At 73.5% G+C, this 22,200-nt stretch carries 22 protein-coding genes and 1 riboswitch; of the genes, 3 read left to right on the top strand and 19 right to left on the bottom strand.

The annotated features are described in order from the left end of the window. Positions 1–48: 48 nt before the first annotated feature. From nusB to ACFVVX_RS30690, 4 genes are all read right to left on the bottom strand, one after another. A complete protein-coding gene (nusB, locus tag ACFVVX_RS30675; RefSeq protein ID WP_350521226.1) occupies positions 49–486 on the bottom strand; it encodes a transcription antitermination factor NusB in 438 nt (145 codons plus the stop codon). Between the two features lie 4 nt (positions 487–490). Next, positions 491–1,054: an elongation factor P gene (gene efp, locus ACFVVX_RS30680; protein WP_387950341.1), complete on the bottom strand. Its 564-nt coding sequence runs from the start codon at positions 1,052–1,054 to the stop codon at positions 491–493. An 83-nt stretch (positions 1,055–1,137) separates the two neighbouring features. Further along, positions 1,138–2,244 carry a M24 family metallopeptidase gene (locus tag ACFVVX_RS30685; protein WP_387950343.1) on the bottom strand — a complete coding sequence of 369 codons (1,107 nt, stop codon included), beginning with the start codon at positions 2,242–2,244 and terminating at the stop codon, positions 1,138–1,140. Between the two features lie 123 nt (positions 2,245–2,367). Continuing rightward, positions 2,368–3,543, bottom strand: coding sequence for a HoxN/HupN/NixA family nickel/cobalt transporter (locus ACFVVX_RS30690; RefSeq protein WP_387950345.1), 1,176 nt, complete (start codon positions 3,541–3,543; stop codon positions 2,368–2,370). 32 nt (positions 3,544–3,575) lie between these two features. After that, positions 3,576–3,770, bottom strand: a riboswitch (cobalamin riboswitch). Between the two features lie 95 nt (positions 3,771–3,865). On the opposite strand from ACFVVX_RS30690, the gene ACFVVX_RS30695 reads away from it, so the two are divergent. Further along, positions 3,866–4,270, top strand: a complete 405-nt coding sequence (locus ACFVVX_RS30695) for an ArsR/SmtB family transcription factor (protein ID WP_387950346.1) — start codon at positions 3,866–3,868, stop codon at positions 4,268–4,270. A 41-nt stretch (positions 4,271–4,311) separates the two neighbouring features. Here the strand turns inward: ACFVVX_RS30695 and ACFVVX_RS30700 are convergent, their stop codons facing one another. Both ACFVVX_RS30700 and ACFVVX_RS30705 read right to left on the bottom strand, forming a co-directional pair. After that, a complete protein-coding gene (locus ACFVVX_RS30700; protein ID WP_387950347.1) occupies positions 4,312–4,791 on the bottom strand; it encodes an SRPBCC family protein in 480 nt (159 codons plus the stop codon). Further along, entirely contained in the window at positions 4,788–5,267 is a 480-nt protein-coding gene (locus ACFVVX_RS30705; RefSeq protein ID WP_387950349.1) for an RNA polymerase sigma factor, read from the bottom strand. The genes ACFVVX_RS30700 and ACFVVX_RS30705 overlap by 4 nt, the downstream gene beginning before the upstream one ends. A 171-nt stretch (positions 5,268–5,438) precedes the next feature. Here ACFVVX_RS30705 and ACFVVX_RS30710 point away from each other — a divergent pair, with 171 nt between their 5' ends. Continuing rightward, positions 5,439–5,900 (top strand): DUF3995 domain-containing protein, encoded by a 462-nt coding sequence (locus ACFVVX_RS30710; RefSeq protein WP_387950351.1) that lies wholly within the window; start codon positions 5,439–5,441, stop codon positions 5,898–5,900. Between the two features lie 47 nt (positions 5,901–5,947). On the opposite strand, the gene ACFVVX_RS30715 is transcribed toward ACFVVX_RS30710, so the two are convergent. The 13 genes from ACFVVX_RS30715 to ACFVVX_RS30775 form a co-directional block, all read right to left on the bottom strand. Then, entirely contained in the window at positions 5,948–6,757 is an 810-nt protein-coding gene (locus ACFVVX_RS30715) for an Fpg/Nei family DNA glycosylase (RefSeq protein WP_387950353.1), read from the bottom strand. 102 nt (positions 6,758–6,859) lie between these two features. After that, positions 6,860–7,762 (bottom strand): AAA family ATPase, encoded by a 903-nt coding sequence (locus ACFVVX_RS30720; protein WP_387950482.1) that lies wholly within the window; start codon positions 7,760–7,762, stop codon positions 6,860–6,862. A 151-nt stretch (positions 7,763–7,913) separates the two neighbouring features. Beyond that, the gene (gene aroQ, locus ACFVVX_RS30725; protein WP_387950484.1) at positions 7,914–8,342 is read right to left on the bottom strand and encodes a type II 3-dehydroquinate dehydratase; all 429 of its coding nucleotides are present in this window, start codon (positions 8,340–8,342) and stop codon (positions 7,914–7,916) included. 8 nt (positions 8,343–8,350) lie between these two features. Beyond that, positions 8,351–9,439, bottom strand: coding sequence for a 3-dehydroquinate synthase (gene aroB, locus ACFVVX_RS30730; protein ID WP_387950354.1), 1,089 nt, complete (start codon positions 9,437–9,439; stop codon positions 8,351–8,353). Next, entirely contained in the window at positions 9,432–9,953 is a 522-nt protein-coding gene (locus tag ACFVVX_RS30735; protein WP_387950356.1) for a shikimate kinase, read from the bottom strand. Before ACFVVX_RS30735 ends, aroB begins: the two co-directional genes overlap by 8 nt. Beyond that, positions 9,950–11,134, bottom strand: coding sequence for a chorismate synthase (gene aroC / locus ACFVVX_RS30740; protein ID WP_387950358.1), 1,185 nt, complete (start codon positions 11,132–11,134; stop codon positions 9,950–9,952). The genes ACFVVX_RS30735 and aroC overlap by 4 nt, the downstream gene beginning before the upstream one ends. 175 nt (positions 11,135–11,309) lie before the next feature. Further along, positions 11,310–12,140: a shikimate dehydrogenase gene (locus tag ACFVVX_RS30745; RefSeq protein ID WP_387950360.1), complete on the bottom strand. Its 831-nt coding sequence runs from the start codon at positions 12,138–12,140 to the stop codon at positions 11,310–11,312. Between the two features lie 34 nt (positions 12,141–12,174). Next, on the bottom strand, positions 12,175–14,139 hold the full coding sequence (gene mltG / locus ACFVVX_RS30750; protein ID WP_387950362.1) for an endolytic transglycosylase MltG: 1,965 nt from the start codon (positions 14,137–14,139) through the stop codon (positions 12,175–12,177). 151 nt (positions 14,140–14,290) lie between these two features. Continuing rightward, a complete protein-coding gene (mltG, locus tag ACFVVX_RS30755; protein ID WP_387950364.1) occupies positions 14,291–15,574 on the bottom strand; it encodes an endolytic transglycosylase MltG in 1,284 nt (427 codons plus the stop codon). Positions 15,575–15,663: 89 nt separating this feature from the next. Beyond that, positions 15,664–16,149 (bottom strand): Holliday junction resolvase RuvX, encoded by a 486-nt coding sequence (gene ruvX / locus ACFVVX_RS30760; RefSeq protein WP_387950366.1) that lies wholly within the window; start codon positions 16,147–16,149, stop codon positions 15,664–15,666. Next, positions 16,149–18,818 carry an alanine--tRNA ligase gene (gene alaS, locus ACFVVX_RS30765; protein WP_387950368.1) on the bottom strand — a complete coding sequence of 890 codons (2,670 nt, stop codon included), beginning with the start codon at positions 18,816–18,818 and terminating at the stop codon, positions 16,149–16,151. Before alaS ends, ruvX begins: the two co-directional genes overlap by 1 nt. Continuing rightward, positions 18,818–19,261, bottom strand: a complete 444-nt coding sequence (locus tag ACFVVX_RS30770) for a DUF6167 family protein (RefSeq protein WP_387950370.1) — start codon at positions 19,259–19,261, stop codon at positions 18,818–18,820. Before ACFVVX_RS30770 ends, alaS begins: the two co-directional genes overlap by 1 nt. 4 nt (positions 19,262–19,265) lie before the next feature. Continuing rightward, entirely contained in the window at positions 19,266–19,742 is a 477-nt protein-coding gene (locus ACFVVX_RS30775) for a DUF948 domain-containing protein (RefSeq protein ID WP_387950371.1), read from the bottom strand. A gap of 228 nt (positions 19,743–19,970) precedes the next feature. Here ACFVVX_RS30775 and ACFVVX_RS30780 point away from each other — a divergent pair, with 228 nt between their 5' ends. Then, positions 19,971–22,184 (top strand): ATP-binding protein, encoded by a 2,214-nt coding sequence (locus ACFVVX_RS30780; protein WP_387950373.1) that lies wholly within the window; start codon positions 19,971–19,973, stop codon positions 22,182–22,184. Positions 22,185–22,200: the final 16 nt, after the last annotated feature.

Consider the following 22,200-nt stretch of genomic DNA (forward strand, 5'->3'; position numbering starts at 1 on the left):
CCGCCGGACCGTTTCCGGTCCGGCGGCCGCCGTTCGATGTGTGTCCCACTACCGCCGAATGCTCGGCTTCAGCTCCAGGAAGCGGGCGAGCAGGCCGTTGACGAAGGCCGGGGAGTCGTCCGTGGAGAACTCCTTGGCGATCTCGACGGCCTCGTCCAGGACGACCGCGTCCGGGACGCCGTCCTCCCAGATCAGCTCGTACGCGCCGAGCCGCAGGACGTTGCGGTCCACGATCGGCATCCGGTCGAGCGTCCAGCCCACCGCGTACTGCGAGATCAGGTCGTCGATCCGGCGGGCGTGCTGAACGTAACCCTCGATCAGCTCCATCGTGTACTCGCCGACCTGGGGGGTGCCCTCGTCGGGCTTGGGGTCCCGGGCGCGGGCCACCCAGTCGGCGAGGACCTGCTGCGGGTCGACCCCGCGGTGGTCGGCCTCGAAGAGAATCTGGAAGGCCCGCGTGCGGGCCTTGCTACGTGCGGCCGACACGGACTTACTTCACCCGGCCGAGGTAGCTGCCGTCGCGGGTGTCGACCTTGATCTTCTCGCCGGTGACGATGAAGAGCGGGACGGCGATCTCGGCGCCGGTCTCCAGGGTGGCCGGCTTGGAGCCGCCGGTGGAGCGGTCGCCCTGGACGCCCGGCTCGGTGTGCGAGATGGTCAGCTCGACCGAGGCCGGGAGCTCGATGTACAGCGGCGCACCCTCGTACATGGCGACGACGGCCTCGAAGCCCTCGAGCAGGTACTTCGCGGCGTCGCCGACGACGGCGGGCTCGATCGTGGTCTGGTCGTACGTGTCCGTGTCCATGAACACGAAGTTCTCGCCGTCCTTGTACGAGAACTGCATGCCGCGCTTGTCGACATTGGCGGTCTCGACCTTGGTGCCGGCGTTGAAGGTCTTGTCGACGACCTTGCCCGTCAGGACCTCCTTGAGCTTCGTGCGCACGAAGGCCGGGCCCTTGCCGGGCTTGACGTGCTGGAACTCGACGACGGACCAGAGCTTGCCGCCCTCCAGCTTGAGGACCATGCCGTTCTTGAGATCGTTCGTGGAAGCCACGGGCGCACTAACTCCTGGATATAGCTGTCAAGGAACCAAGGGTTGCGTCCTGCCTCCCGCAGCAGCCGCTCGACGGCCGCGGGTCACAGGGCGAGGAGCTCCTTGGTGGTGATGGTGAGCAGCTCGGGCCCGCCCTCTTCGAGGGGGCGCACCACGAGCGTGTCCTCGATCCGGACACCGCCCTTCCCCGGGAGGTGGACCCCAGGACCGACGGTGACCGGCACGCGGCTGTCCAGTTTACCCATGTCCGAGGGCCCCAGTCGCGGCGCCTCCCGGATCTCCAGCCCGATGCCGTGGCCGACCGGGTGGGGAGAGGTCTCGGTGTGCCCCGCGGCCTGGAGGATCTCCCGGGCGGCCTGGTCGGGTACGTACTGCTCCACACCCGGACCGAGCGCCTCCCGCGCGGCCCGCTGGGCCCGGAACACCAGCCGGTGCAGCTCCACCTGCCAGGGCGCGGGCGCGGCCCCGATCACGAAGGTCCGGGCGGTGGAGACGCCGTAGCCGCGGTACTGGGCACCGAGCACGACGGTGAGGAAGTCGCCCTCCTCGACCCGGCGGTCGGTGGGCTGGTGGGCCTGCTGCCCGGAGTGGCTGCCGGTGCCGACGGACACCGGGAAGGCCGCCCGGTCGGCGCCGTGGTCGATCATCCGGCGCTCCAGCTCCATCGCCAGGTGCCGCTCGGTGCGGCCGACGAGGATCGACTCCAGCAGCTCGCCGAGCGCCTGGTCGGCGATCTCGGCCGCGATCCGCAGGTCGGCGATCTCGTGTTCGTCCTTGACCACCCGCAGCCGTTCGACGACCTGCGCGAGGTCCGCCAGCCGGACGCCCTCGGCCAGTCCGGCCACCGCGCGGTGCCGGCTGACGGTCAGGTCGTGCTCCTCCACGGCGAGGTCCGCCACCCGCAGCCGGACGGCCGCGGCGGCCGCGGCCAGCACGGTGTCCGCCCCGGCGGCCACCGGCAGCTGGGTGATGTCCTCACCGATCGCGCGGTCCCCGGTGTCGTCCGGCGGCAGGTCGTCCGGCAGTGCCAGCACCACCCGCTCCCGGGTGAGCAGCACGCTCGCCCCGCACGGCGGGCAGCCGGTCAGGTACCGGACGTTCGCCGGCCGGGTGATCAGCGCCGCATCGGCCCCGGACGCACTGCAGTGCTCCCTCAGCCGCTCCCGCCGGCCCGCGTACGCATCAGCCATGCGTCGAGCCTACGGAGCCCCACCCCGATCCGCCCGCCGAGCAGACCCGACCGGGCAGCCGCCGCCCCCGGCCCCGGGCCCCGCCCGGGTTCGCGGTCCGGGCGGGCGGCGGCGCCGACGGCCTCAGCCCTCCGCCGGAGCCGAAGCCTGGGTCGAAGCCGGGGTCGAAGCCTGGGCCAGGACCGCGCCCTCCCCCGCCGCCGGGGTCCAGCGCTGTTCGACCCTGGCCAGCCGCCAGTAGGCGATCGCCGCGCCCCAGACCACCACGAAGAGGCCGACGAGCACGTAGCCGACGTTGTCCAGCGACAGCTCGGCGATCCACCCGCTGACCGGGTCGGTCAGGTCCAGCTTCTCGTGCAGCACCCCCACCAGTTCGATGGTGCCGATGACGAAGGCCACCGCGATCGACAGCCCGGTGATGGTCAGGTTGTAGAACACCTTGCGCACCGGGTTGGAGAACGCCCACTGGTAGGCGAAGTTCATGAACGTCCCGTCCAGCGTGTCGAACAGGCTCATCCCCGCCGCGAACAGCAGCGGCAGGCAGACGATGGCGTACCAGGGCAGGCCCGCCGCCGCGCCGGAGCCGGCCATCACCATCAGCGTCACCTCGGTCGCGGTGTCGAAGCCGAGGCCGAGCACCATGCCCACCGGGAACATCTGGCCGGGCCGGGTGATCGAACGGGTGGCCCGGTTCAGCAGCCGGGCCAGGAAGCCGCGCGCGTTGAGGTGCTCCTCCAGCTCCGCCTCGTCGAACCGCCCGGCCCGCATCGACCGGAACACCTTCAGGATGCCCAGCAGGGCGACCAGGTTGAGCGCGCCGATCAGGTAGAGGAAGGCCCCGGAGGCGGTGGTGCCGACCACGCCGAGCCACTTGTGGGTGGCGGACTCGTCGTCCATCAGCGTGTTGGCCAGCTGGGCGCCGCCCGCCACCAGGGCGGCCATCAGGACCACCATCGAGGAGTGCCCGAGGGCGAACCAGAAACCCACCGAGACCGGCCGCTTGCCGTCCGCCATCAGCTTGCGGGTGGTGTTGTCGATCACCGCGATGTGGTCCGCGTCGAAGGCGTGCCGCATGCCGAGCGTGTAGGCGGTGACGCCCAGGCCCACCCCGAAGACCTGGGTACCGACCTCGTACTCCTGCGGGGCGACCAGGAAGACGAGCGTCCCGAAGGCCACCACGTGCATGGCCAGGATCACCCCCATGAGCCCTGCCGTGCGGATCGTGTCCTCCCGCCTCCAGCGGAAGGACGGCAGCACCGCGGGTGTCGCCGGCACAGCGGCGGTTTCGGGCAGGGTCATCGTGGGATCACGCTCCAGCACCTCGTGGAATGACGTTCGTGAGATGCCGTGGCCGGTCTCCTGGCTTACGGGGCGTCCGTACCCGCCTTCCCAGGCGCGCGAGGCACCCAGTGGCGTCGTGGCTACGGACGACTCCCCCCGATCACAGTGGCGAGGGCCGCTCCGGACTGGGGACCCCTGAAGGTCCGTCACCGGTCTTCCCGAACACCACGGCGGGCAACACCGTAGGGGCCGGAACAGCACCCTTGCAAGGCTGCGCACCTGCGCAGGTGTCCAGGATCACAGCCCGCCGGCCGCGCGGGGCGGCTGCAAGAATGGGCCCATGCATCTCGTACCGGCCGACCGCGCGGGCCAGCGCACCATCGACGGGCACCGGGTCTGCGAGGCCATCGCCGCGATCGGCGACACCGCGCACGTCCGCTCCTGGGCCGAGCGGTTCTCGCTGCTCGCCGACCCCGGGCGGCTCGCGCTGCTGCTCGCCCTGCACCGGGCCGGGCCGCTCGCCGTCAGCGACCTGGCCGTGGCCACCGGTATGCGCGATCCGGCCGTCTCCCAGGCGCTGCGGCTGCTGCGCACGGCCGGCGCCGTCACCGGCGACAAGGACGGACGCGTGGTGCGCTACCGGCTCGTGGACGACACCATGCGCCCCCTGCTCGACGAGTGCGCCGCCGCCGAGCACCACGAGCCCGCCACCGGGCGCCCCGGACCGGCCGCCGCCACGGGCTGACCGCCCCCGGGCCCGGTCTGGCGCACCCGCGGGGCGCGGCCTCAGCCCTCCCGGACCAGGCGTTCGAAGCGGTGCAGCGAACGGTCGGCGAGCGGCTCGGTGACGGGCCGCAGGGCGCGGCCGAGCGGGCCCGCGCCGGGCAGCCGGAAGGCGCCGAGGAAGGCGAAGCGGGTGCCGTCCGACTCGGGCCTGGCGGCCAGGCCGCCCAGCAGGAAACGGCTGCGCATCAGGCACCAGCCCGGCGTCAGCTCGACGTCGAAGCGGGCGCGCAGGCGGGAGTGGCCGACCACCAGGGCCTGTCGGCGGCCCTCCGCCGGGCCCTCCCCGAGGCGGACCGAGCGGATGTCGGGCAGCCAGCGCGGCAGCCGGCCCTCCAGGTCCGCGGCCACCGCCCAGACCTGGTCGAACGGGGCGTCGATCACCGCCTCGTGGACGGCGCCGCCCGGGGTGGCGGCGGCGATGACGTGCAGGCGGCGGACCGGGTCGAAGCCGGCCACCGGCCAGGGAATGCGCTCGGTCACTGCTGCCACGCCCTTCGGAAGCTGAGTCGGGCCCGGGACAGCCGGGACTTCACGGTGCCGGTCGCCACGCCCAGCAGCTCGGCGGTGGCCCGCTCGTCCAGGCCCTCGATGTCACGCAGCACCAGGACGGCGCGGTGCTCGGGGGTGAGCCGGGCGAGGACGTCCTCGATGTCGGTGGCGAGCTGCGGATCGCCGGGGCGGGGCAGCTCGGAGAGGTCGGCGGGGACGCAGCGGGCGACCCGCCGCACGTGCCGGACGGCCTCGCGGACGGCGATCGAGCGGACCCAGCCGAACAGCGCCGCCGGGTCCTTGAGCTGGCGCAGCCGGCGGAACACCGCGATCAGCGCCTCCTGGGTCGCGTCCGGCCCGTCGTCCAGCGCGATCGGGCCGCAGAGCCGGCGCACGTACGGCGTGACCAGCTCCAGCAGCTCGCTGACGGCCAGCTGGTCGCCGCGCTGGGCGGCACGGACCAGCACGGCGGTTTCCGTCGGGGTGTCGGGACCATCCACGTCCGATCAGAGGCGCCGCGGCGGCCGGACGTTCCCTCGCCCCCGCCGCTTTCCGCTGTGACGCTCGCCACAGGAACGTCCGCCCGCCGGGGCGGCTCCTGTGGGGCGACACACTGCCGGGACACCCGAGGGGCCGTCATGAACCGCCGCCGTACCGCCGCACTCGCCATCGCCACCGTGCTCGCCGCCGACGGGCTGCTGCACGTCTACTGGGCCACCGGCCGCACCTGGCCGGCGCCGGACACCGCGACGCTGTCGCAGGTGGTGCTCAACGCCGACGTGCCGTTCACCCCGCGGGTGGTGCTGCCGCTCGCCGGGCTGCTGTTCTCGGGCGCCGCGCTGGTGGCGGCCCGCGGCGGGCTGCTGCCCGCCACCGCCCGCCGGCTGCCGGCCCTCGCCCTGCACTGGGGTCCGCGCGCGGTGGCCGGCGGACTGCTCGCGCGCGGACTGGCGGGGCTGGTCTGGGCGGCCGGGATCGGCGCCGCGACCGACTCGGCCTTCTACCGGCTCAACCTGGCCCTCTACACACCGCTCTGCCTGGCCGGCGCCGCGGCCGCGTGGACGGTGGCCCGCGGCGCCGGGCAGCGCGCACCGCACTGAGCGCGGCCCCCACGGAGCGCGCGCCGCCCGCGGTCACCCGAGGCCGGTCAGACCCGCTGGCAGCCCGGGCACCAGAACAGGTTGCGCGCGGCGTGCGCCTCCGTCCGGACGTCGGTGCCGCAGACCAGGCAGGGCATGGCGGCCCGGCGGTAGACGTAGACCTCGCCGCCGTGGTCGTCGACCCGCGGAGGCCGGCCCATCGCCTCGGGGGTGTGCTCCGGCCGGACGGTGTCGATCCGGCCGGCGCCGACGCCCTCGCGCATCAGGTCGACCAGGTCCGCCCAGATGGCGTCCCACTCGGCACGGCGGAGGTCGCGCCCGGCCCGGTGCGGGCTGATGCCCAGCCGGAACAGCACCTCGGCGCGGTAGACGTTGCCGACGCCGGCCAGCACCTTCTGGTCCATCAGCAGGGCGGCGACCGTCGTCCGGCTGCCGGATATCCGCCGCCAGGCGGGCTCCGGATCGGCGTCCGCGCGCAGCGGGTCGGGCCCGAGGCGGGCGGCGACGGCGTCCTTCTCGGCCCCGGTGATCAGCTCGCAGGTGTTGGGGCCGCGCAGGTCGGCGTAGCCCTCGTCGTTCTCCAGGCGGAGCCGGACCAGCCCCACCGGCTCGGGCGCGGGACCCTCGGCGAAGGTGAAGCCGCCGTAGAGGCCGAGATGGATGTGCACCCAGGCGCCTTCCTCGAACCCGAGGAAGAGGTGTTTGCCGGTCGCCTCGGCCTCGGCCAGCACCTGGCCGTCGATCAGGGCGGCGCCGTCCGCGAACCGGCCCTGCGGGCTGGACACGCGGACCGGGCGGCCGCCGAAGGCCGTGCGGTTCTCGGCGGCGAGACGGTGGATGATGTGGCCTTCCGGCACGGGCGTCGGCTCCCCCCGCTGGTTCGACAGGACGTGTCCATCATCGCAGCCGGCACCGACACTCCGGCCTGGTCAGCGGGCCCGCCGGGCATCGGCCGGAGGTCAGCGGACCGGGATCCCCATCAGCCGGGCCAGGATCACCCGGTCCAGCTCGGCGGCGGTGGCGGCGACGTCCAGGTGGGAGTTGTCGATGATCGGCAGCCCCGAGTTGTACCAGCCCGCCATCCGCCCGTGGATCCGGGCCACCTCCTCGTCGCTGAGGCGGCGGTTGCCGCTGCGCCGGGCGTTGCGGCTGAGCACCGAGTCCAGGCTGGGCAGCAGCACCACGGGGATCATCCCGGGGCCGATGTGCCGCTTCCAGCCGCCGAGGCCGATCGCCGGGCGGTCGGGGAAGACGGCGTCGTCGATGATGCAGGAGATGCCGTTGGCGAGGTAGTTGCGGCAGGCGAAGCCGCAGGTCCGACGGGCCAGCCGGTACTGGGCCTCGGAGGCGTTGTTCCAGCCGGACTGCGGGTTGGCGAAGCCGGACTGCACCCACTCGCGGACGTCGTCCAGGCTGATGTGCGCGGTCGGGGTGGGTCGGCGCTCGGCCCAGTGCCGGGCGACGGTGGTCTTCCCGGCACCGGCCGGGCCGATCAGCAGGACGGCCAGCGGGCCGGCCGGCATGTGCTGCTGCGGCGGGTGGGACGGGAGCTGCACGGGTGCCCCGGAGGGCAGCAGGAAGTGCCCGGTCGACCCCGCGGGTACCGGCGCGCTCGGCGCCGGCCGGGCGGCGGCGGGCACCGGAACGCCGACGGGCGGCCCCGGCGGCGGCGGGACCGGCGGCACGGCACCCGGAGGCACGGCAGCGGGCGGCACCGCGACGGGAGGCACCACCGAGGGCGGCGCCGGCGGGTGACCGCCGTACCCGGGCTGCGGCGCGGCGGTGGCGGTACCGGGGTACGCCGGGGCCGGCGGAGCGACGGGACGTGGGGGGAGCTCTCCACCCCCGGAGTACTGCGTCACGGTCACCTCCCGACATCTTTCAGCGGGGACACTACACGGCGGCCCGGCGGCGGGCACAGTCCGCCGCCGGGCCGACGCCGAGCCGCCACCAGGCCGCTGACCAGGCCTCAGCCCCGGATCACCGGGGAGTCACCGGGGAGTCACCAGCCGGTCAGCGCGTGGTGAGCTGCTCGGCGAGGGCGCGCAGGGCCAGTTCGTACGAACCGAGGCCGAAGCCGGCGATGGTGCCCGAGGCGACCGCGGCGATGACCGAGGTGTGCCGGAAGGTCTCCCGGGCGTACGGGTTGGAGATGTGCACCTCGATCAGCGGGGCGGTCCGCTGGGCGGCGGCGTCGCGCATCGCGTACGAGTAGTGGGTGAAGGCACCCGGGTTGATCACCACGGGCACCCCGCCGTCGGCCGCCTCGTGCAGCCACTCCACCATCCGCTGCTCGGAGTTGGTCTCGTGCACCTCGACCTCGAAGCCGAACTCGCGGCCGAGCGCGGTGCAGCGCTCGACCAGTCCGGCGTACGAGGTGGCGCCGTAGACGTCCGGCTCGCGGCTGCCGAGCCGGCCGAGGTTGGGGCCGTTGAGCACCATCACCCTGGTCACGCGGAGACCTCCGCGTAGGCGGCCACCAGCAGCGACGGGTCGGGGCCCTCCAGGACGGAGGTCTTGCCCAGGCCGTCCAGGACGATGAAGCGGATCAGGTCGCCGCGCGACTTCTTGTCGATCTTCATGGCGTCCAGCAGCTTCGGCCAGGCGTCCGCGCGGTAGGTCAGCGGCAGGCCGACCGAGCCCAGCACGGCGCGGTGGCGGTCGGCGGTCTCGTCGTCCAGCCGCCCGGCCAGCCGGCCGAGTTCGGCGGCGAACACCATGCCGATGGAGATCGCGGCGCCGTGCCGCCACTTGTAGCGCTCGTTGCGCTCGATGGCGTGGCCGAGGGTGTGGCCGTAGTTGAGGATCTCCCGCAGGCCGGACTCCTTGAGGTCCCCGGAGACCACGTCGGCCTTGACCTGGATGGCCCGCCGGATCAGCTCGACGGTGTGCGGCCCGGACGGGGTCTTCGCGCCCTCCGGGTCGGACTCGACCAGGTCGAGGATCGCCGGGTCGGCGATGAAGCCGCACTTGATGACCTCGGCGAGCCCGGAGACGTAGTCGTGCTTCGGGACCGTCTCCAGGGTGTCGAGGTCGGCCAGCACGCCCACCGGCGGGTGGAAGGCGCCGACCATGTTCTTGCCCTCGGCGATGTTGATGCCGGTCTTGCCGCCGACCGCCGCGTCGACCATGCCGAGCAGCGTGGTGGGCATGGAGACCCAGCGCACCCCGCGCAGCCAGGTCGCGGCGACGAAGCCGGCCAGGTCGGTGGTGGCGCCACCGCCGAGCCCGACGATCACGTCGCTGCGGGTGAACCCGGTCTGCCCGAGCACCGACCAGCAGTACGCGGCGACCTCGGCGTTCTTCGCCTCCTCGGCGTTGGGCACCTGGAGGACGATCGCCTCGTAGCCCTCGCCGAGCAGGTCCTCGCGGATCGCGTCCGCGGTGGCCTCCAGCGCCTCCGGGTGGATGATCGCCACCCGCCGCGCCCGGGTGCCGATCAGCGGCGCCAGCTCGCCGAGCAGCTGGTGCCCGATCAGCACGTCGTACGGGTCGTGGCCGGCGCTGCCGCCGACGTGAATCCTGACGGTGTCAGTCATGGGGGGTCTTCAGCTCCAGTGCTTCCAGTACGGCGTCCGCGACCTGTTCGGGCGTGCGGCCGGCGGTGTCGACGACGGCGGTGGCCACCTCCAGGTAGAGGGGGCGGCGGGCCTCCATCAGCTCGCGCCAGCGGGCCCGGGGGTTGACGGCCAGCAGCGGGCGGGGGGCGTCCAGGCCGACCCGCTTGACCGCGTCGGCCAGCGGGACCTCCAGGAAGGCCACCGGCAGGTCGCGCAGCAGCGCGCGGGTCTCCTCGGCCAGCACCGCGCCGCCGCCGAGCGCCAGCACGCCGCCGTGGGATTCGGCGGCGGTGCGCACGGCCGCCGTCTCCAGGGCGCGGAAGTGCGGCTCGCCCTCGTCGATGAAGATCTCCGGGATGGGCTTGCCGGCCAGCTGCTCGATGTCGGCGTCGGTGTCCCGGAAGCCGACGCCGAGGCGCTCGGCGAGGGCCCGCCCGACGGTGGACTTGCCACTGCCGGGCGGGCCGACCAGCACCACCAGGGGTGCGGTCACCGGACGATCAGGTTGTCCAGGTAGCCCTGGACGTTGCGGCGGGTCTCGGTGACGTGGTCGCCGCCGAACTTCTCGCTCACCGCGTCGGCCAGCACCAGCGCGACCATCGCCTCGGCGACGATGCCGGCGGCCGGCACGGCGCAGACGTCGGAGCGCTGGTGGTGGGCCTTGGCCGGCTCGCCGGTGCGCACGTCCAGGGTCTGCAGGGCGCGCGGGACGGTGGCGATCGGCTTCATCGCCGCGCGGACCCGCAGCAGCTCACCGGTGGAGAGGCCGCCCTCGGTGCCGCCCGAGCGGCCGGAGGTGCGCTTGATGCCCTCGGCGGTCGGCACGATCTCGTCGTGCGCCTGCGAGCCGGGGACGCGGGCCAGCTCGAAGCCGTCGCCGACCTCGACGCCCTTGATCGCCTGGATGCCCATCAGCGCGGCGGCCAGCCGCGCGTCCAGGCGGCGGTCCCAGTGCACGTGCGAGCCGAGGCCGACCGGGACGTTGTACGCCAGCACCTCGACCACGCCGCCGAGGGTGTCGCCGTCCTTGTGGGCCTGGTCGATCTCGGCGACCATCGCCTTCGAGGCGTCCTGGTCCAGGCAGCGCACCGGGTCGGCGTCCAGCTTCGCCTCGTCGGAGGGCAGCGGCAGCACGCCGGCCGGGGCCTTGGCGGCGGCCAGCTCGACCACGTGGCTGACGATCTCGATGCCGCAGGTCTCCTTGAGGAACGCGCGGGCGACGGCGCCGAGCGCGACCCGGGCGGCCGTCTCACGGGCGCTGGCGCGCTCCAGGATCGGGCGGGCCTCGTCGATCGAGTACTTCTGCATGCCGGCGAGGTCGGCGTGGCCGGGGCGCGGGCGGGTCAGCGCCTCGTTGCGGGCCAGGCCGGCCAGCACCTCCGGGTCGATCGGGTCGGCCGACATGACCTGCTCCCACTTCGGCCACTCGGTGTTGCCGACCATGATCGCCACCGGGCTGCCCATGGTCTCGCCGTGCCGGACCCCGCCGAGGAAGGTGACCTCGTCCTGCTCGAACTTCATCCGGGCGCCGCGGCCGTAGCCGAGCCGGCGGCGCGCGAGTGCGTCGGCCACCACCGCGGTGGTGACCGGCACGCCGGCGGGCAGGCCCTCCAGCGTCGCGACGAGTGCGGGGCCGTGCGACTCCCCCGCCGTCAGCCAGCGCAACGTACCCAACGGAGCTCCTTCGTCAGCGGACCGGCCACGGCCCCTGCCGCGGCCCGCCCGGGCGTGCCTTCTCCCCTGAATCCTTTCATGCCCGGAGCACCCCCGGGCGCGGAGTCCGGTTGGCGGACGGCCACCGGTCGGGTGGCGGACTCCTCCCCCGCGGGTGGCGGCCGCCGTCCCCGCGCTACCGCCCGGCCAGGGCGGCCTCGCCCGCCGCGCGGACGGCGGCCAGCGGGCCCGGCGTACGGCCGGTGAAGCGCTCGCTCTGCAGGACCGCCTGGTGGACCAGCAGGTCCAGGCCGCCCAGGACGGTCGCGCCGTGCTTCGCGCAGGCGGCGGCGAGGGCGGTCGGCCACGGGTGGTACAGCACGTCGAACAGCGCGCCCGGCTCGGCCGTCAGCTCCCGCGCGAAGCCGTCGGTGGACCCCGCCGGGGTGGTGGAGACGGTCAGCGGGTGCGCCAGCGCCTCGGCGCCGCGCTCCCAGTCGGCGGTCCGGACGGCGACGCCCAGCCGCTCGCCCAGCTCGGCCATCTCCCTGGCCCGCTCCGGGCCGCGCACGTAGACCGTCACCTCGCCGGTGCAGATCTGGGCGAGCGCGGCCAGCGCCGAGGAGGCGGTCGCCCCGGCGCCGAGCACGGCCGCGGCCGGCACCTCGGTGATGCCGCGCTCGCGCAGCGCGTTCACCAGCCCGGGGATGTCGGTGTTGTCCCCGACCCGGCGCCCGTCCGCGGTGAACAGCACGGTGTTCACCGCGTCCACCGAGCGCGCGGTCGCGCTCACCTCGTCCAGCAGCGGGATGACCGCCCGCTTGAGCGGCATGGTGAGCGACAGCCCCGCCCACTCCGCCTCGTCCAGCCCGGCGAGGAAGCCGGGCAGAGCGGCCTCGTCCACCTCGAAGCGGTCGTAGCGCCAGCCGTCCAGACCGAGCGCCGCGAAGGCGGCCCGGTGCAGGTCCGGCGAGAGCGAGTGGGCGATCGGCGAGCCGAGGACGGCGGCCCGGTGTTTGCTGGTCAACGCTGCTTCTCCGTGAACGGCGGTGTGGTGGCGGCTACTTGGTGGTGCAGTGGCCACGCGCCTTGTCCATCTTCTGGCCGGCCGCCGCGCAGTAGGCCTCGACGTTGGCCAGGTGCTCCTTGTACGTGTTGGAGAACAGGGTCGTCTCCGGGGACATCGCAATGAAGTACAGCCACTTGCCGTCCGCCGGGCTCAGCACCGCCTTGATCGCGTCGTCGCCGGGGTTGGAGATCGGCGTCGGCGGGAGGCCCGGGTTCCGGTTGGTGTTGAACTTGTTGCTCGCGTCGTCCATGTCCTTCTGGGTGAGTTCCTTGCGGCCCAGCGAGTACTGCAGCGTGGTGTCCATGCCGAGCGTGCGGTGGACTTCGGTGTCGTCGACGAGACGGTTCTGGATGGTCCGGGCCATCTTGGCGAAGTCCGCCCGGTTGTTGCCCTCGGCCTGAAGGATGCTGGCCTCGATGACCACCTCGTAGCCGTTCTTCAGACCGGCCTTGGACGCCTCGCCGTCAAGGCTCGCGTAGCGCTCGGTGGCCTTCTTGACCATCTGCTTGAGCAGGTCCTCGGGCTTCATCCCGTCGGCGATGTTGTAACGGGTCGGCCAGAGGAAGCCCTCCAGGTTGCCGTTCGCGTACGCCGGCAGTCCGAGGTTGGCGATCTGGGCCTTGGCCGTGCTCTCCGTGGTGCCCTTCGGCAGCTTCAGCTTGTCGTCGACCTTGACGTAGGTGGCGGCGGCGGTCAGGCCCTCCGGCAGCACCAGCGCGGCGCCACCGGCCTGTTCGACCAGAGCCTGGAGGGCGGCCGACGCCGACATCTCCTTCTTCAGCGTGTAGAAGCCGTACTGGATGCTCAGGCACTTGGGCTCTTTGTCACAGGCCTTTGTGTACGCCTCGACGCTCTTGACCACGCCGGCCGCCTTCAGGGTCATGCCCATCTGGCCACCGGTCGAGCCCTTCTTGATCTCGACCTGCACGCTGCCGGTGCCCTCGCCCTGGAAGTCCGGCGGCGGGCCGAAGTGGTCCTTGTAGAAGCCGTAGCCCCACCAGCCGCCCGCCGCGACGCCGCCCATCAGGACCAGCGCGACCAGCAGGCAGGCGCCGCCGTTGCGCCGACCGGACTTCTTGCCCTTCTCCTTGCGCTTCTTCTTGCCCTCGCGGGAGTTGTCCTCCTCGCCGAGGAAACCGCCGTCGTCCTCGCCGCCCTCGACGTAGTCGTCGTGGTGGCCGTCCCACTCCTCCTCGGCCGGCTCGGGCTCCGCCTCGACCCGGTGGCCGCCGGCCTCCAGCGCGGCGGCCTCGGCCTCCCAGTCGATGCCGTCGGGGCCGACGCCGGCCGGCTGCGCGGCCTGCGGCCGGCGCTGGGCCGGGGACTGCGCGGCGGCCTGCGGTCGGCCGGGCTGCTGCGGAGGAAGCTGCTGACCGGGCATCTGCTGGCCGGGGTGCTGCTGGCCCGGCATCGCCTGGCCCTGCTGCTGGCCCGGCATCGGCTGGCCGGGCATCGGCTGCCCCTGCTGCTGACCGGCCTGCGGCGGGAAGCCCTGCTGCGGCTGCCCCTGCTGCGGGTACCCCTGGAAGTTCTGCTGCTGGCCGGGGAAGCCCTGCTCCCCCGGGTAGCCCTGCTGCGGCTGCCCCTGCTGGGGGTAGCCCTGCTGCTCGCCCTGGTAGCCCTGCTGGCCGGGGTGGCCCTGCCCCTGCTGCTGGTACCCCTGCTGACCGCCGTACTGCTGCTGACCCTGCGGCGGCACCGGCTGTCCGTACTGCTGCTGACCCTGGGCGCCGTCGGGGTAGCCCTGCTGGGGGTAGCCCTGCTGGCCGCCGTACTGCTGCTGCATCTGCTGCCCGTAAGGCTGCTGACCCGGCTGGGGATACTGGCCCTGCTGGGGATGCTGCTGCCACTGGCCGTCCTGCTGGCCGGGGACGGGCTGCTGACCGCCGTACCCCGGATCGCCGGGGTGCCACGGCTCGGAGCCCTGGGGGCCGTAGCCCCCACCCAGATCGGTCATTGATCCCCTTATACCGACGGAGACGGCCGGCGGATCGGACCGGCCGTCCGGGACGGCGTCCCGGATTGTTCTCGAACCGGCGTGCTACTGCATCGCCTGGAGGGAGACGTTACCGTACCGCAGACCGGCCCCCGGCAGGGCGGACGCCGTCTCAGTGCCCGGCCGGAGCCGGTGACCCGCCCGTCGGGGCACCGCTCGGGGCACCGGCCGGGGCGCCGGCCGGGGCGCCGGACGAAGCCGCCGGGGAGGACGCCGCCGCGGCGCTCGCCGACGCCGCCGCCCGGACGGCGTTGAACTCCGCCACGTTGCGCTGCTGCACGTCGAAGCTGTCGGTGAACCGGGTGTCCCCCGGCTTCACGGTGACGAAGTACAGCCAGTCGCCCTGCGCCGGGTCGACCGCCGCCATGATCGCCTGCCGCCCCGGGTTGCCGATCGGCGTCGGCGGCAGCCCGGTGTGCAGGTAGGTGTTGTACGGGGAGTCCAGCTTGGTCTCGCCGACCGTGGTGTTCAGCGTCGAACGGCCGAGCGCGTAGTTGATGGTCGAGTCCAGCTGCAGCGGCATGTTCTTCGCCAGCCGGTTGTAGATCACCCGGGCCACCTTGGCCATGTCCTCGGTGTTGTCCGCCTCGCCCTGGACCATGCTCGCGATGGTCACCAGCCCGTACACGCTCTGCCCGAGGTTCTGCGCGACGACCTCCGCGTCGTCCCGGGCGAACTCCTTGCCGGCCCGCTCGACCATCTGCTTCAGCAGGTCGGCCGCGGTGGTGTCGTTGGTGACGCTGTAGGTCGCGGGGAAGAGGTAGCCCTCCGGGCTGCCCTTGGCGAAGTCCGGCAGGCCCAGCTCGGCGGCCTGCTCCTGCGCGGTGCGCTGGGTGGTGCCCTCGGGCAGTTCGAGCTTCTTGTCGATCGCCGTGTAGATCTGGTTGCCGCGCCAGCCCTCGGGGATGGTCAGGCCGTTGGCGTTGGCCGGGTCGACCAGCACGGCGAGCGCCGAGGCCGCCGACATCTTCTGCCGCAGCGTGTAGGTGCCGGGCTGGATCCGTCCGGCCGCGGCCGCACTGCCCTTCGCCGCCCGGGTGAACGCGAGCGAACTGGCCACCACCCCGTTGCGCACCAGCGCGGAGGCGATCTGGGTCAGGCCCGCGCCCTCGGGCACCGAGACCTGCACCTCGCCGCTGCCGGCGCCCACGTAGTCGGCGGCGGCCGGCGGCCGCTGCTGGCCCTGCAGCCAGGTGTACCCGGTCAGTCCGGCCCCGCCGAAGACCACGATCAGGGCGAGCGCGGTCAACCCGCAGGCCAGTCCGTTGCGCCGACGGTGCGGATCGGGTGCATCGGAGCGCGGACGGCGCGCGCCGGGCGGGCGGCCCTCGGGCTCCATCACCGGCGCACCGAGGTGGCCGGGGGTGAGCCCGGGCGTGAAGTCCTGGTCGGTCACTGCGCCCCCTCTGCGGTCCCGGAACGGAGCAAGGGGCCCGTGCGGACGCGTCCGCACGGGCCCCTCACCGGGACGTTAGAACAGACCGGTCAGCCGACCGGCTCGACGCTCTCACCAGGCGGCCGACCGCTCACCCGTTCGGACTCAAGGGCGGTCTGCAGGATCACCACCGCGGCGGCCTGGTCGACCACCGAGCGGCCCTTCTTGGCCTTGACCCCGGAGGCACGCAGGCCGTGGGTCGCGGTGACGGTGGACATCCGCTCGTCGACCAGCCGGACCGGCACCGGGTAGAGCCGGTTCGCCAGCCGCACCGCGTACGCGCGGACCTTCTCCGCCGCCGGCCCCTCCTTGCCGCTGAGCGAGCGCGGAAGGCCGACGATCACCTCCACCGCGTCGTACTCCTCGACGATGGCGGCGATCCGGGCCTGGGACTTGACCCCGGCGGGGACGGTCTCCACCGGGGTGGCGAGCACCCCGTCGGGGTCGCAGGACGCGACCCCGATCCGGGCGTCACCGACGTCGACGGCGATCCGCCGCCCCCGCCGGAAGGGCCGTTCCTGTTCCTGGTCGAACATCAGGAGGCGCGCTCCGCGACCAGGCCGCGCACCGCGGCGATGGCCTCGCCGACCGCGGCCGCGTCGGTGCCGCCGCCCTGGGCGACGTCGTCCTTGCCGCCACCGCCGCCGCCGAGCGTCTTGGCGGCGACCCGGACCAGCTCGCCGGCCTTGATGCCGCGCCCGCGGGCGTCCTCGTTGGTGGCGATCACGGTCAGCGGGCGGTCGTTGGCCACGGTGAACGCGGCGACCACGGCCGGGCGCGAGCCGAGCCGGCCGCGCACGTCCAGGACCAGCTTGCGCAGCTCGTCCGCACCGACGCCGTCGGCGACCCGGGCGGCGACCACGGAGACGCCCTGCACGTCCTCGGCCGAGTCGGCGAGACCGGCGGCGGCCGCCAGCACCTTCTCGGCGCGGAAGCGCTCGATCTCCTTCTCGGCGTCCTTGAGCTTGGCGAGCATGCCCGAGATCTTCTCCGGCAGCTCCTCCGGGCGGCCCTTGACCAGCTCGGTCAGCTGGGAGACCACGGTGTGCTCGCGGGCCAGGAACTTGTACGCGTCCACGCCGACCAGCGCCTCGACGCGGCGCACGCCGGAGCCGATCGAGGACTCGCCGAGCAGCTTCACCAGGCCCAGCTGGGCGGTGTTGCCGACGTGGGTGCCACCGCACAGCTCCTTGGAGAAGTCGCCGATGGTGACGACCCGGACCTCGTCGCCGTACTTCTCGCCGAACATGGCGATGGCGCCGGCCTTGCGGGCCTGGTCCATCGTCATGACCTCGGCGGTGACGTCCAGCTCGCGGGTCAGCACGTCGTTGATCTTCTGCTCGACGTCGACCAGCACGCTGCCGGGCACGGCGGCGGGCGAGCCGAAGTCGAAGCGGAAGCGGCCGGGGGCGTTCTCGGAGCCGGCCTGGGCGGCCGTCGGGCCGAGCGCGTCACGCAGCGCCTGGTGGGTCAGGTGGGTGGCCGAGTGGGCGCGGGCGATCGCCCGGCGGCGGTCGATGTCGATGGTGGCGTACGCCGAGGCGCCGAGCACGACCTCGCCGAACAGCACCCCGCCGGAGTGCACGATCACACCGGGCACCGGCTGCTGCACGTCGCGGATCTCCACGACCGCGCCGGACTCCAGCCGGATCCGGCCGTGGTCGGCGAGCTGGCCGCCGCCCTCGGCGTAGAACGGGGTGCGGTCGAGGATGATCTCGACCTCGTCACCCTCGGTGGCGGCCGGCGCCGGGACGCCGTCCACCAGCAGGCCGACCACGGTGGCCTCGCCCTCGGTGAGGGTGTAGCCGGTGAACGCGCTGGCGCCGGACCTGTCGGCGACCTCGCGGTACGCGGCGACGTCGGCGTGGCCCATCTTCTTGGCCCTGGCGTCCGCCTTGGCGCGGTCCCGCTGCTCCTGCATCAGCCGGCGGAACCCGGCCTCGTCCACCTGGAGGCCCTGCTCCTCGGCCATCTCCAGGGTGAGGTCGATCGGGAAGCCGTAGGTGTCGTGCAGCTTGAACGCCTGCTCGCCGGTGAGCACCGCGCCGCCGGCCTGCTTGGTCTCGGTGACCGCGGTGTCCAGCAGGCTGGTGCCGGCCTTCAGGGTCTGCAGGAAGGCCGTCTCCTCGCCGGTGACGACCGTCTCGATGCGCTTGCGGTCGCTCTCCAGCTCCGGGTACTGCGGGGCCATCGCCTTGATCGCGACGTCCGTCAGGTCCTTGGCCACCACGCCGGTGGCGCCCAGCAGGCGCATGTTGCGGATGGCGCGGCGCAGGATGCGGCGCAGCACGTAGCCGCGGCCCTCGTTGCCGGGGGTGACGCCGTCACCGATCAGCATCAGGGCGGTGCGGATGTGGTCGGTGACCACGCGCAGCGAGACGTCCGACCGGTGGTCGGCGCCGTAGGTGTGGCCGGTCAGCTCGGCCGCCCGGTCCAGGATCATCCGGCTGGTGTCGATCTCGAAGAGGTTGTCGACGCCCTGCAGGATGGCGGCGAGGCGCTCCAGGCCGAGGCCGGTGTCGATGTTCTTGCTCGGCAGGTCGCCGAGGATCTCGAAACCGTCCTTGCCGTCACCGTGGCCGCGCTCGTACTGCATGAAGACCAGGTTCCAGATCTCCAGGTAGCGCTCGCCGTTGACCGCCGGGCCGCCCTCCTCGCCGTAGGCGGGGCCGCGGTCGTAGTTGATCTCCGAGCACGGGCCGCACGGGCCGGGGACGCCCATCGACCAGAAGTTGTCCTTCATGCCCAGGCGCTGGATGCGCTCGGAGGGCACGCCGATGACGTCACGCCAGATCTGCTCGGCCTCGTCGTCGTCCTGGTAGACGGTGATCCAGAGCTTCTCCTTCTCCAGGCCGTAGCCGCCGTCCGCGACGGAGCCGGTGAGCAGCTCCCAGGCGAACTTGATGGCGCCTTCCTTGAAGTAGTCGCCGAAGGAGAAGTTGCCGCACATCTGGAAGAAGGAGCCGTGCCGGGTGGTCTTCCCGACCTCCTCGATGTCCAGGGTGCGCACACACTTCTGCACGCTGGTGGCGCGCGAGAACTGCGGCTTGACCTCGCCCAGGAAGTAGGGCTTGAAGGGCACCATGCCGGCGTTGACCAGCAGCAGGGTGGGGTCGTCGGCGACCAGGGACGCCGACGGAACGACGGTGTGGCCGCGCTCCTCGAAGAAGCGCAGCCAGCGGCGGCGGATCTCTGCCGACTCCATTAGTGGTCCTTCCGGTTCGGGGTACCGCCCGGCTGCGGCAGTGCGCGGCGGGGCGTCTTTTCGATGGCTGGGGTGGTGCGGGCACCGTCGGACGATGCGCGGGCACTGCTGGACGGAGGCAGGGCGGCGGCCGGGCTGCCGGGCGCCGCCGAGATAGCTCGGTACTGCGGCTCGCCGCGCAGGACACCACTGCGGCGCCGGGGCTCGACGACGGCGGTGCCGTCCAGTCCGAGGTCCTCGCGCAGCTGCTCCTCGCGCTCGGCCATGCCGGCCTTCACGTCCTGCGCGAACCGCTTGGCCGCGTCGCCCAGGTGCAGCGCACCGCGTGCGGCGGTGCCGGAGAGGCTGTCCGGGGTGAGCCGGTGCACCGCCTCGTTGGCCTTGTTCATGGCCCAGACGGTGGCGCCGGCGCCGACCGCCATCCAGAAGATGCGTCGAACCATGCCGTCAGCCCCTCACCGCGCGCCGGACCCGGGCCAGCAGGCCGCCCTTGGGCGCGGTCGCGGCACGCACCTCGGCCCGGATCAGCCGTGCCAGCTCCTCGCGCTCCCCCGGCTGGGTGGGCAGCGGAAGGGTGCCGTTCTGCTTGGCGACGGCCTTGCGGACGCCGTAGCTGAAGGCCGCGACCTTGACCAGCGGCCCACCCAGGGTGGCCGCGACGGTGGAGGAGAGCGCTTGGGCGTTGGCGGCGGCGTCCTGCACGTTGGCGGTGATCTCGTCGACCCGCTCCAGCTGCTCGTTGGCGCTGCGCACGGCGGCGCCCGCGTCGGTCAGCAGCGGCACGGCCTGCTCGGTGACCGCGGAGACCAGCACGGTGGCCTCCTTCAGCACCCGCGAGAGGCGCACCAGGACCACGGCGAGCAGGGTGACCAGGACCGCCCAGAACACGGCCACGAGCAACCCGGCCAGCTCTCCCACGGACACCTTGTGCGCTCCCTCGCCTTGCTGTTCTCCGAAACGGAACCCTATCGCGCCCGGGCCCGGTTTCCGGACCGGGTTACCGACGGCGGGCCGTCCGCGAACCGGTCGGGTGTGCGAACGGCGCGCGTAACCCACCCGCCGGTCACCTCGTTCTGCCAGACGGGTCGGCGGACGCGCGGCCCACGGCTCGTTCGGACCGCGACGGTTCGGGCACGGACACGGGAGCAGCGGTTGGCCGGCGACTCGACAGCACGCCCTCGGGAGACGACGCAGCGGCCGCCGGAGCCCGCGCCCGGCGGCCTGCCCGCGGAGGTCACCAGCTTCGTCGGGCGCCGGGAGGAGCTGGCCCGGCTGGCCGGGCTGCTGGCCGGCACCCGGCTGGTGACGGTGACCGGCCCCGGCGGGGTCGGCAAGAGCCGGCTGGCGGTGCGCGCGGCGGCCCGGGCGGCGGGCGCCTTCCCGGACGGCGCCTGGCTGGTCGAGGTCTCCCCGGTCCAGGATCCGCTGCTGCTCGGCCACGCCGTCCTGGAGGCGCTGCACCTGACCGACGGCACCGCGCGGCCGCCGCTGGACATCCTGGCCGAGCGGCTCACCGGGCACCGGCTGCTGATCGTGCTGGACGGCTGCGAGCACCTGGTGGCGTCCTGCGCGGAGCTGGCCGACACCCTGCTGCGGGCGGTGCCCGGCCTGCGGGTGCTGGCGACCAGCCGCTCGGCGCTGCGCTCGGCGGGCGAGCACCTGCTGACCCTGGCGCCGCTCCCGGTCGGCCCGGGCGCGCCGCCGGACGCGGTCCTGCTGTTCGCCGACCGGGCCCGCGCGGTCCTGCCCTCCTTCGAGCTGACACCCGCCAACGCCGAGGGGATCGCCCAGCTCTGCCGCCGCCTGGACGGCATCCCGCTGGCCGTCGAGCTGGCCGCCGGCCGGCTGCGCGCACTGTCGGTCGAGCAGATCGGCGTCCGGCTGGACGACCGCTTCCGCCTGCTCACCGGGGGCGCCCGGACCGCCCTGCCACGACATCAGACGCTACGGACGACCATCGGCTGGAGTCACGAGCTCTGCACGGTGCAGGAACGTTTACTCTGGGCCCGCCTCTCGGTCTTCGCCGGCGGCTTCGACCTGGAGGCCGCCGAGTACGTCTGCGCCGGCGAGGGCATCGAGCCGGACGAGATGCTCGACCTGCTCGCCGAGCTGGTCGACAAGTCGGTGGTGCTCCGCGAGGACGGCCCCTGCGGGGTCCGCTTCCGGCTGCTGGACACCCTGCGCGACTACGGCGGCCACTGGCTGCGCGCCGCCGGCGACGAGCAGCGCCTGCTGCGCCGCCACCGCGACTGGTACCTGGGCGTCGCCACCTGGGGCGAGGTGGAGTGGTTCGGCCCCCGGCAGGCCGAGACCGCCGAGCGCACCGAGCTCGCCCACCCCAACCTCCGTGCGGCGCTGGAGTTCTGCCTGGCCGAACCCGGCGAGGAGCAGCTCGCCCTGCTGCTGGCCGGCACCCTGTGGTTCTACTGGGTCGGCTGCGGCCACCTCGGCGAGGGCCGGCACTGGCTGGACCGCGCGCTCGCCCTGGACCGGGAACCGACCGAGGCCCGCGCCAAGGCGCTCTGGGTGACCGGCTACATGGCCACCCTGCAGGGCGACCTCGGCTCGGCCCGCCCCGCCCTGGAGGAGTGCCGCCGCCAGGCGCTGGACACCGGCGACGACCGGGCCCTGGCCTACGCCGTGCACCGGCAGGGCTGCGCCGCCCTGATCGGCGACGACCCGGTCCGCGCCGCCGAGCTCTTCGAGGAGGCGCTCTGGCACTACCGGACGATCGGCGAGCTCAACAGCAACGTCCTGATGGCCATGTTCGAGCTGGGCATCGCCTACCTGTTCCAGGGGGACCAGGAGAGCGGAGCGCTCTGGCTCGGCCAGGTCCGCGAGCTGTGCGAGGAGCACGGCGAGCAGTGGGCGTACGCGTACGCGCTGTACGCGCTGGCGTACTCGCACTGGCTGAACGGCGACATCCGGCTGGCCCGGTCCTGCGCCCGGGAGAGCGTCCGGCTCAACCACCTCTTCCACGACCTGCTGGGGATCGTGCTGGCGATCGACCTGCTCGCGCTGCTGGAGACCGAGCCGACCGGTCCGGGCGTGCCCGGCGACCTGCGCGAGGCCCGGATCCTGCAGGGCGCGGCGCACCGGATCTGGCAGGCGGTGGGCAAGCCCTTCTTCGGCTCGCGGACCTTCAACGGGCCGCACCGGGACTGCGAGGAGCGGGCCCGTACGGGGCTGACCGAGCAGGAGCTCGCGGACCTCTTCGACTGCGGCGCCCGCCTCGACGTCAACGCGGCGGTCCACCGGGCGCTCGGCGGCGGGCACCCGGACGACCCGGGACCGCGGTCGGGCCCCGGCCCGCAGCCGCCCGCGCCGGAGCCCTCGCCGGTCAGGAACAGCCGACGGAATAGTTGAAGATTGTCCATTGCTG

It is taken from the genome of Kitasatospora sp. NPDC058170 (genome assembly GCF_042883905.1).
Lineage (GTDB): Bacteria > Actinomycetota > Actinomycetes > Streptomycetales > Streptomycetaceae > Kitasatospora.

Bases quoted from the DNA above. Each gene is read 5' to 3' on its own strand.
- ACFVVX_RS30685 (WP_387950343.1), bottom strand. From the start codon at position 2,244: ATGGCTGATGCGTACGCGGGCCGGCGGGAGCGGCTGAGGGAGCACTGC.
- ACFVVX_RS30690 (WP_387950345.1), bottom strand. From the start codon at position 3,543: ATGACCCTGCCCGAAACCGCCGCTGTGCCGGCGACACCCGCGGTGCTG.
- ACFVVX_RS30695 (WP_387950346.1), top strand. From the start codon at position 3,866: ATGCATCTCGTACCGGCCGACCGCGCGGGCCAGCGCACCATCGACGGG.
- ACFVVX_RS30710 (WP_387950351.1), top strand. From the start codon at position 5,439: ATGAACCGCCGCCGTACCGCCGCACTCGCCATCGCCACCGTGCTCGCC.
- aroQ (WP_387950484.1), bottom strand. From the start codon at position 8,342: ATGGTGCTCAACGGCCCCAACCTCGGCCGGCTCGGCAGCCGCGAGCCG.
- aroB (WP_387950354.1), bottom strand. From the start codon at position 9,439: ATGACTGACACCGTCAGGATTCACGTCGGCGGCAGCGCCGGCCACGAC.
- mltG (WP_387950362.1), bottom strand. From the start codon at position 14,139: ATGACCGATCTGGGTGGGGGCTACGGCCCCCAGGGCTCCGAGCCGTGG.
- ruvX (WP_387950366.1), bottom strand. From the start codon at position 16,149: ATGTTCGACCAGGAACAGGAACGGCCCTTCCGGCGGGGGCGGCGGATC.
- alaS (WP_387950368.1), bottom strand. From the start codon at position 18,818: ATGGAGTCGGCAGAGATCCGCCGCCGCTGGCTGCGCTTCTTCGAGGAG.
- ACFVVX_RS30770 (WP_387950370.1), bottom strand. From the start codon at position 19,261: ATGGTTCGACGCATCTTCTGGATGGCGGTCGGCGCCGGCGCCACCGTC.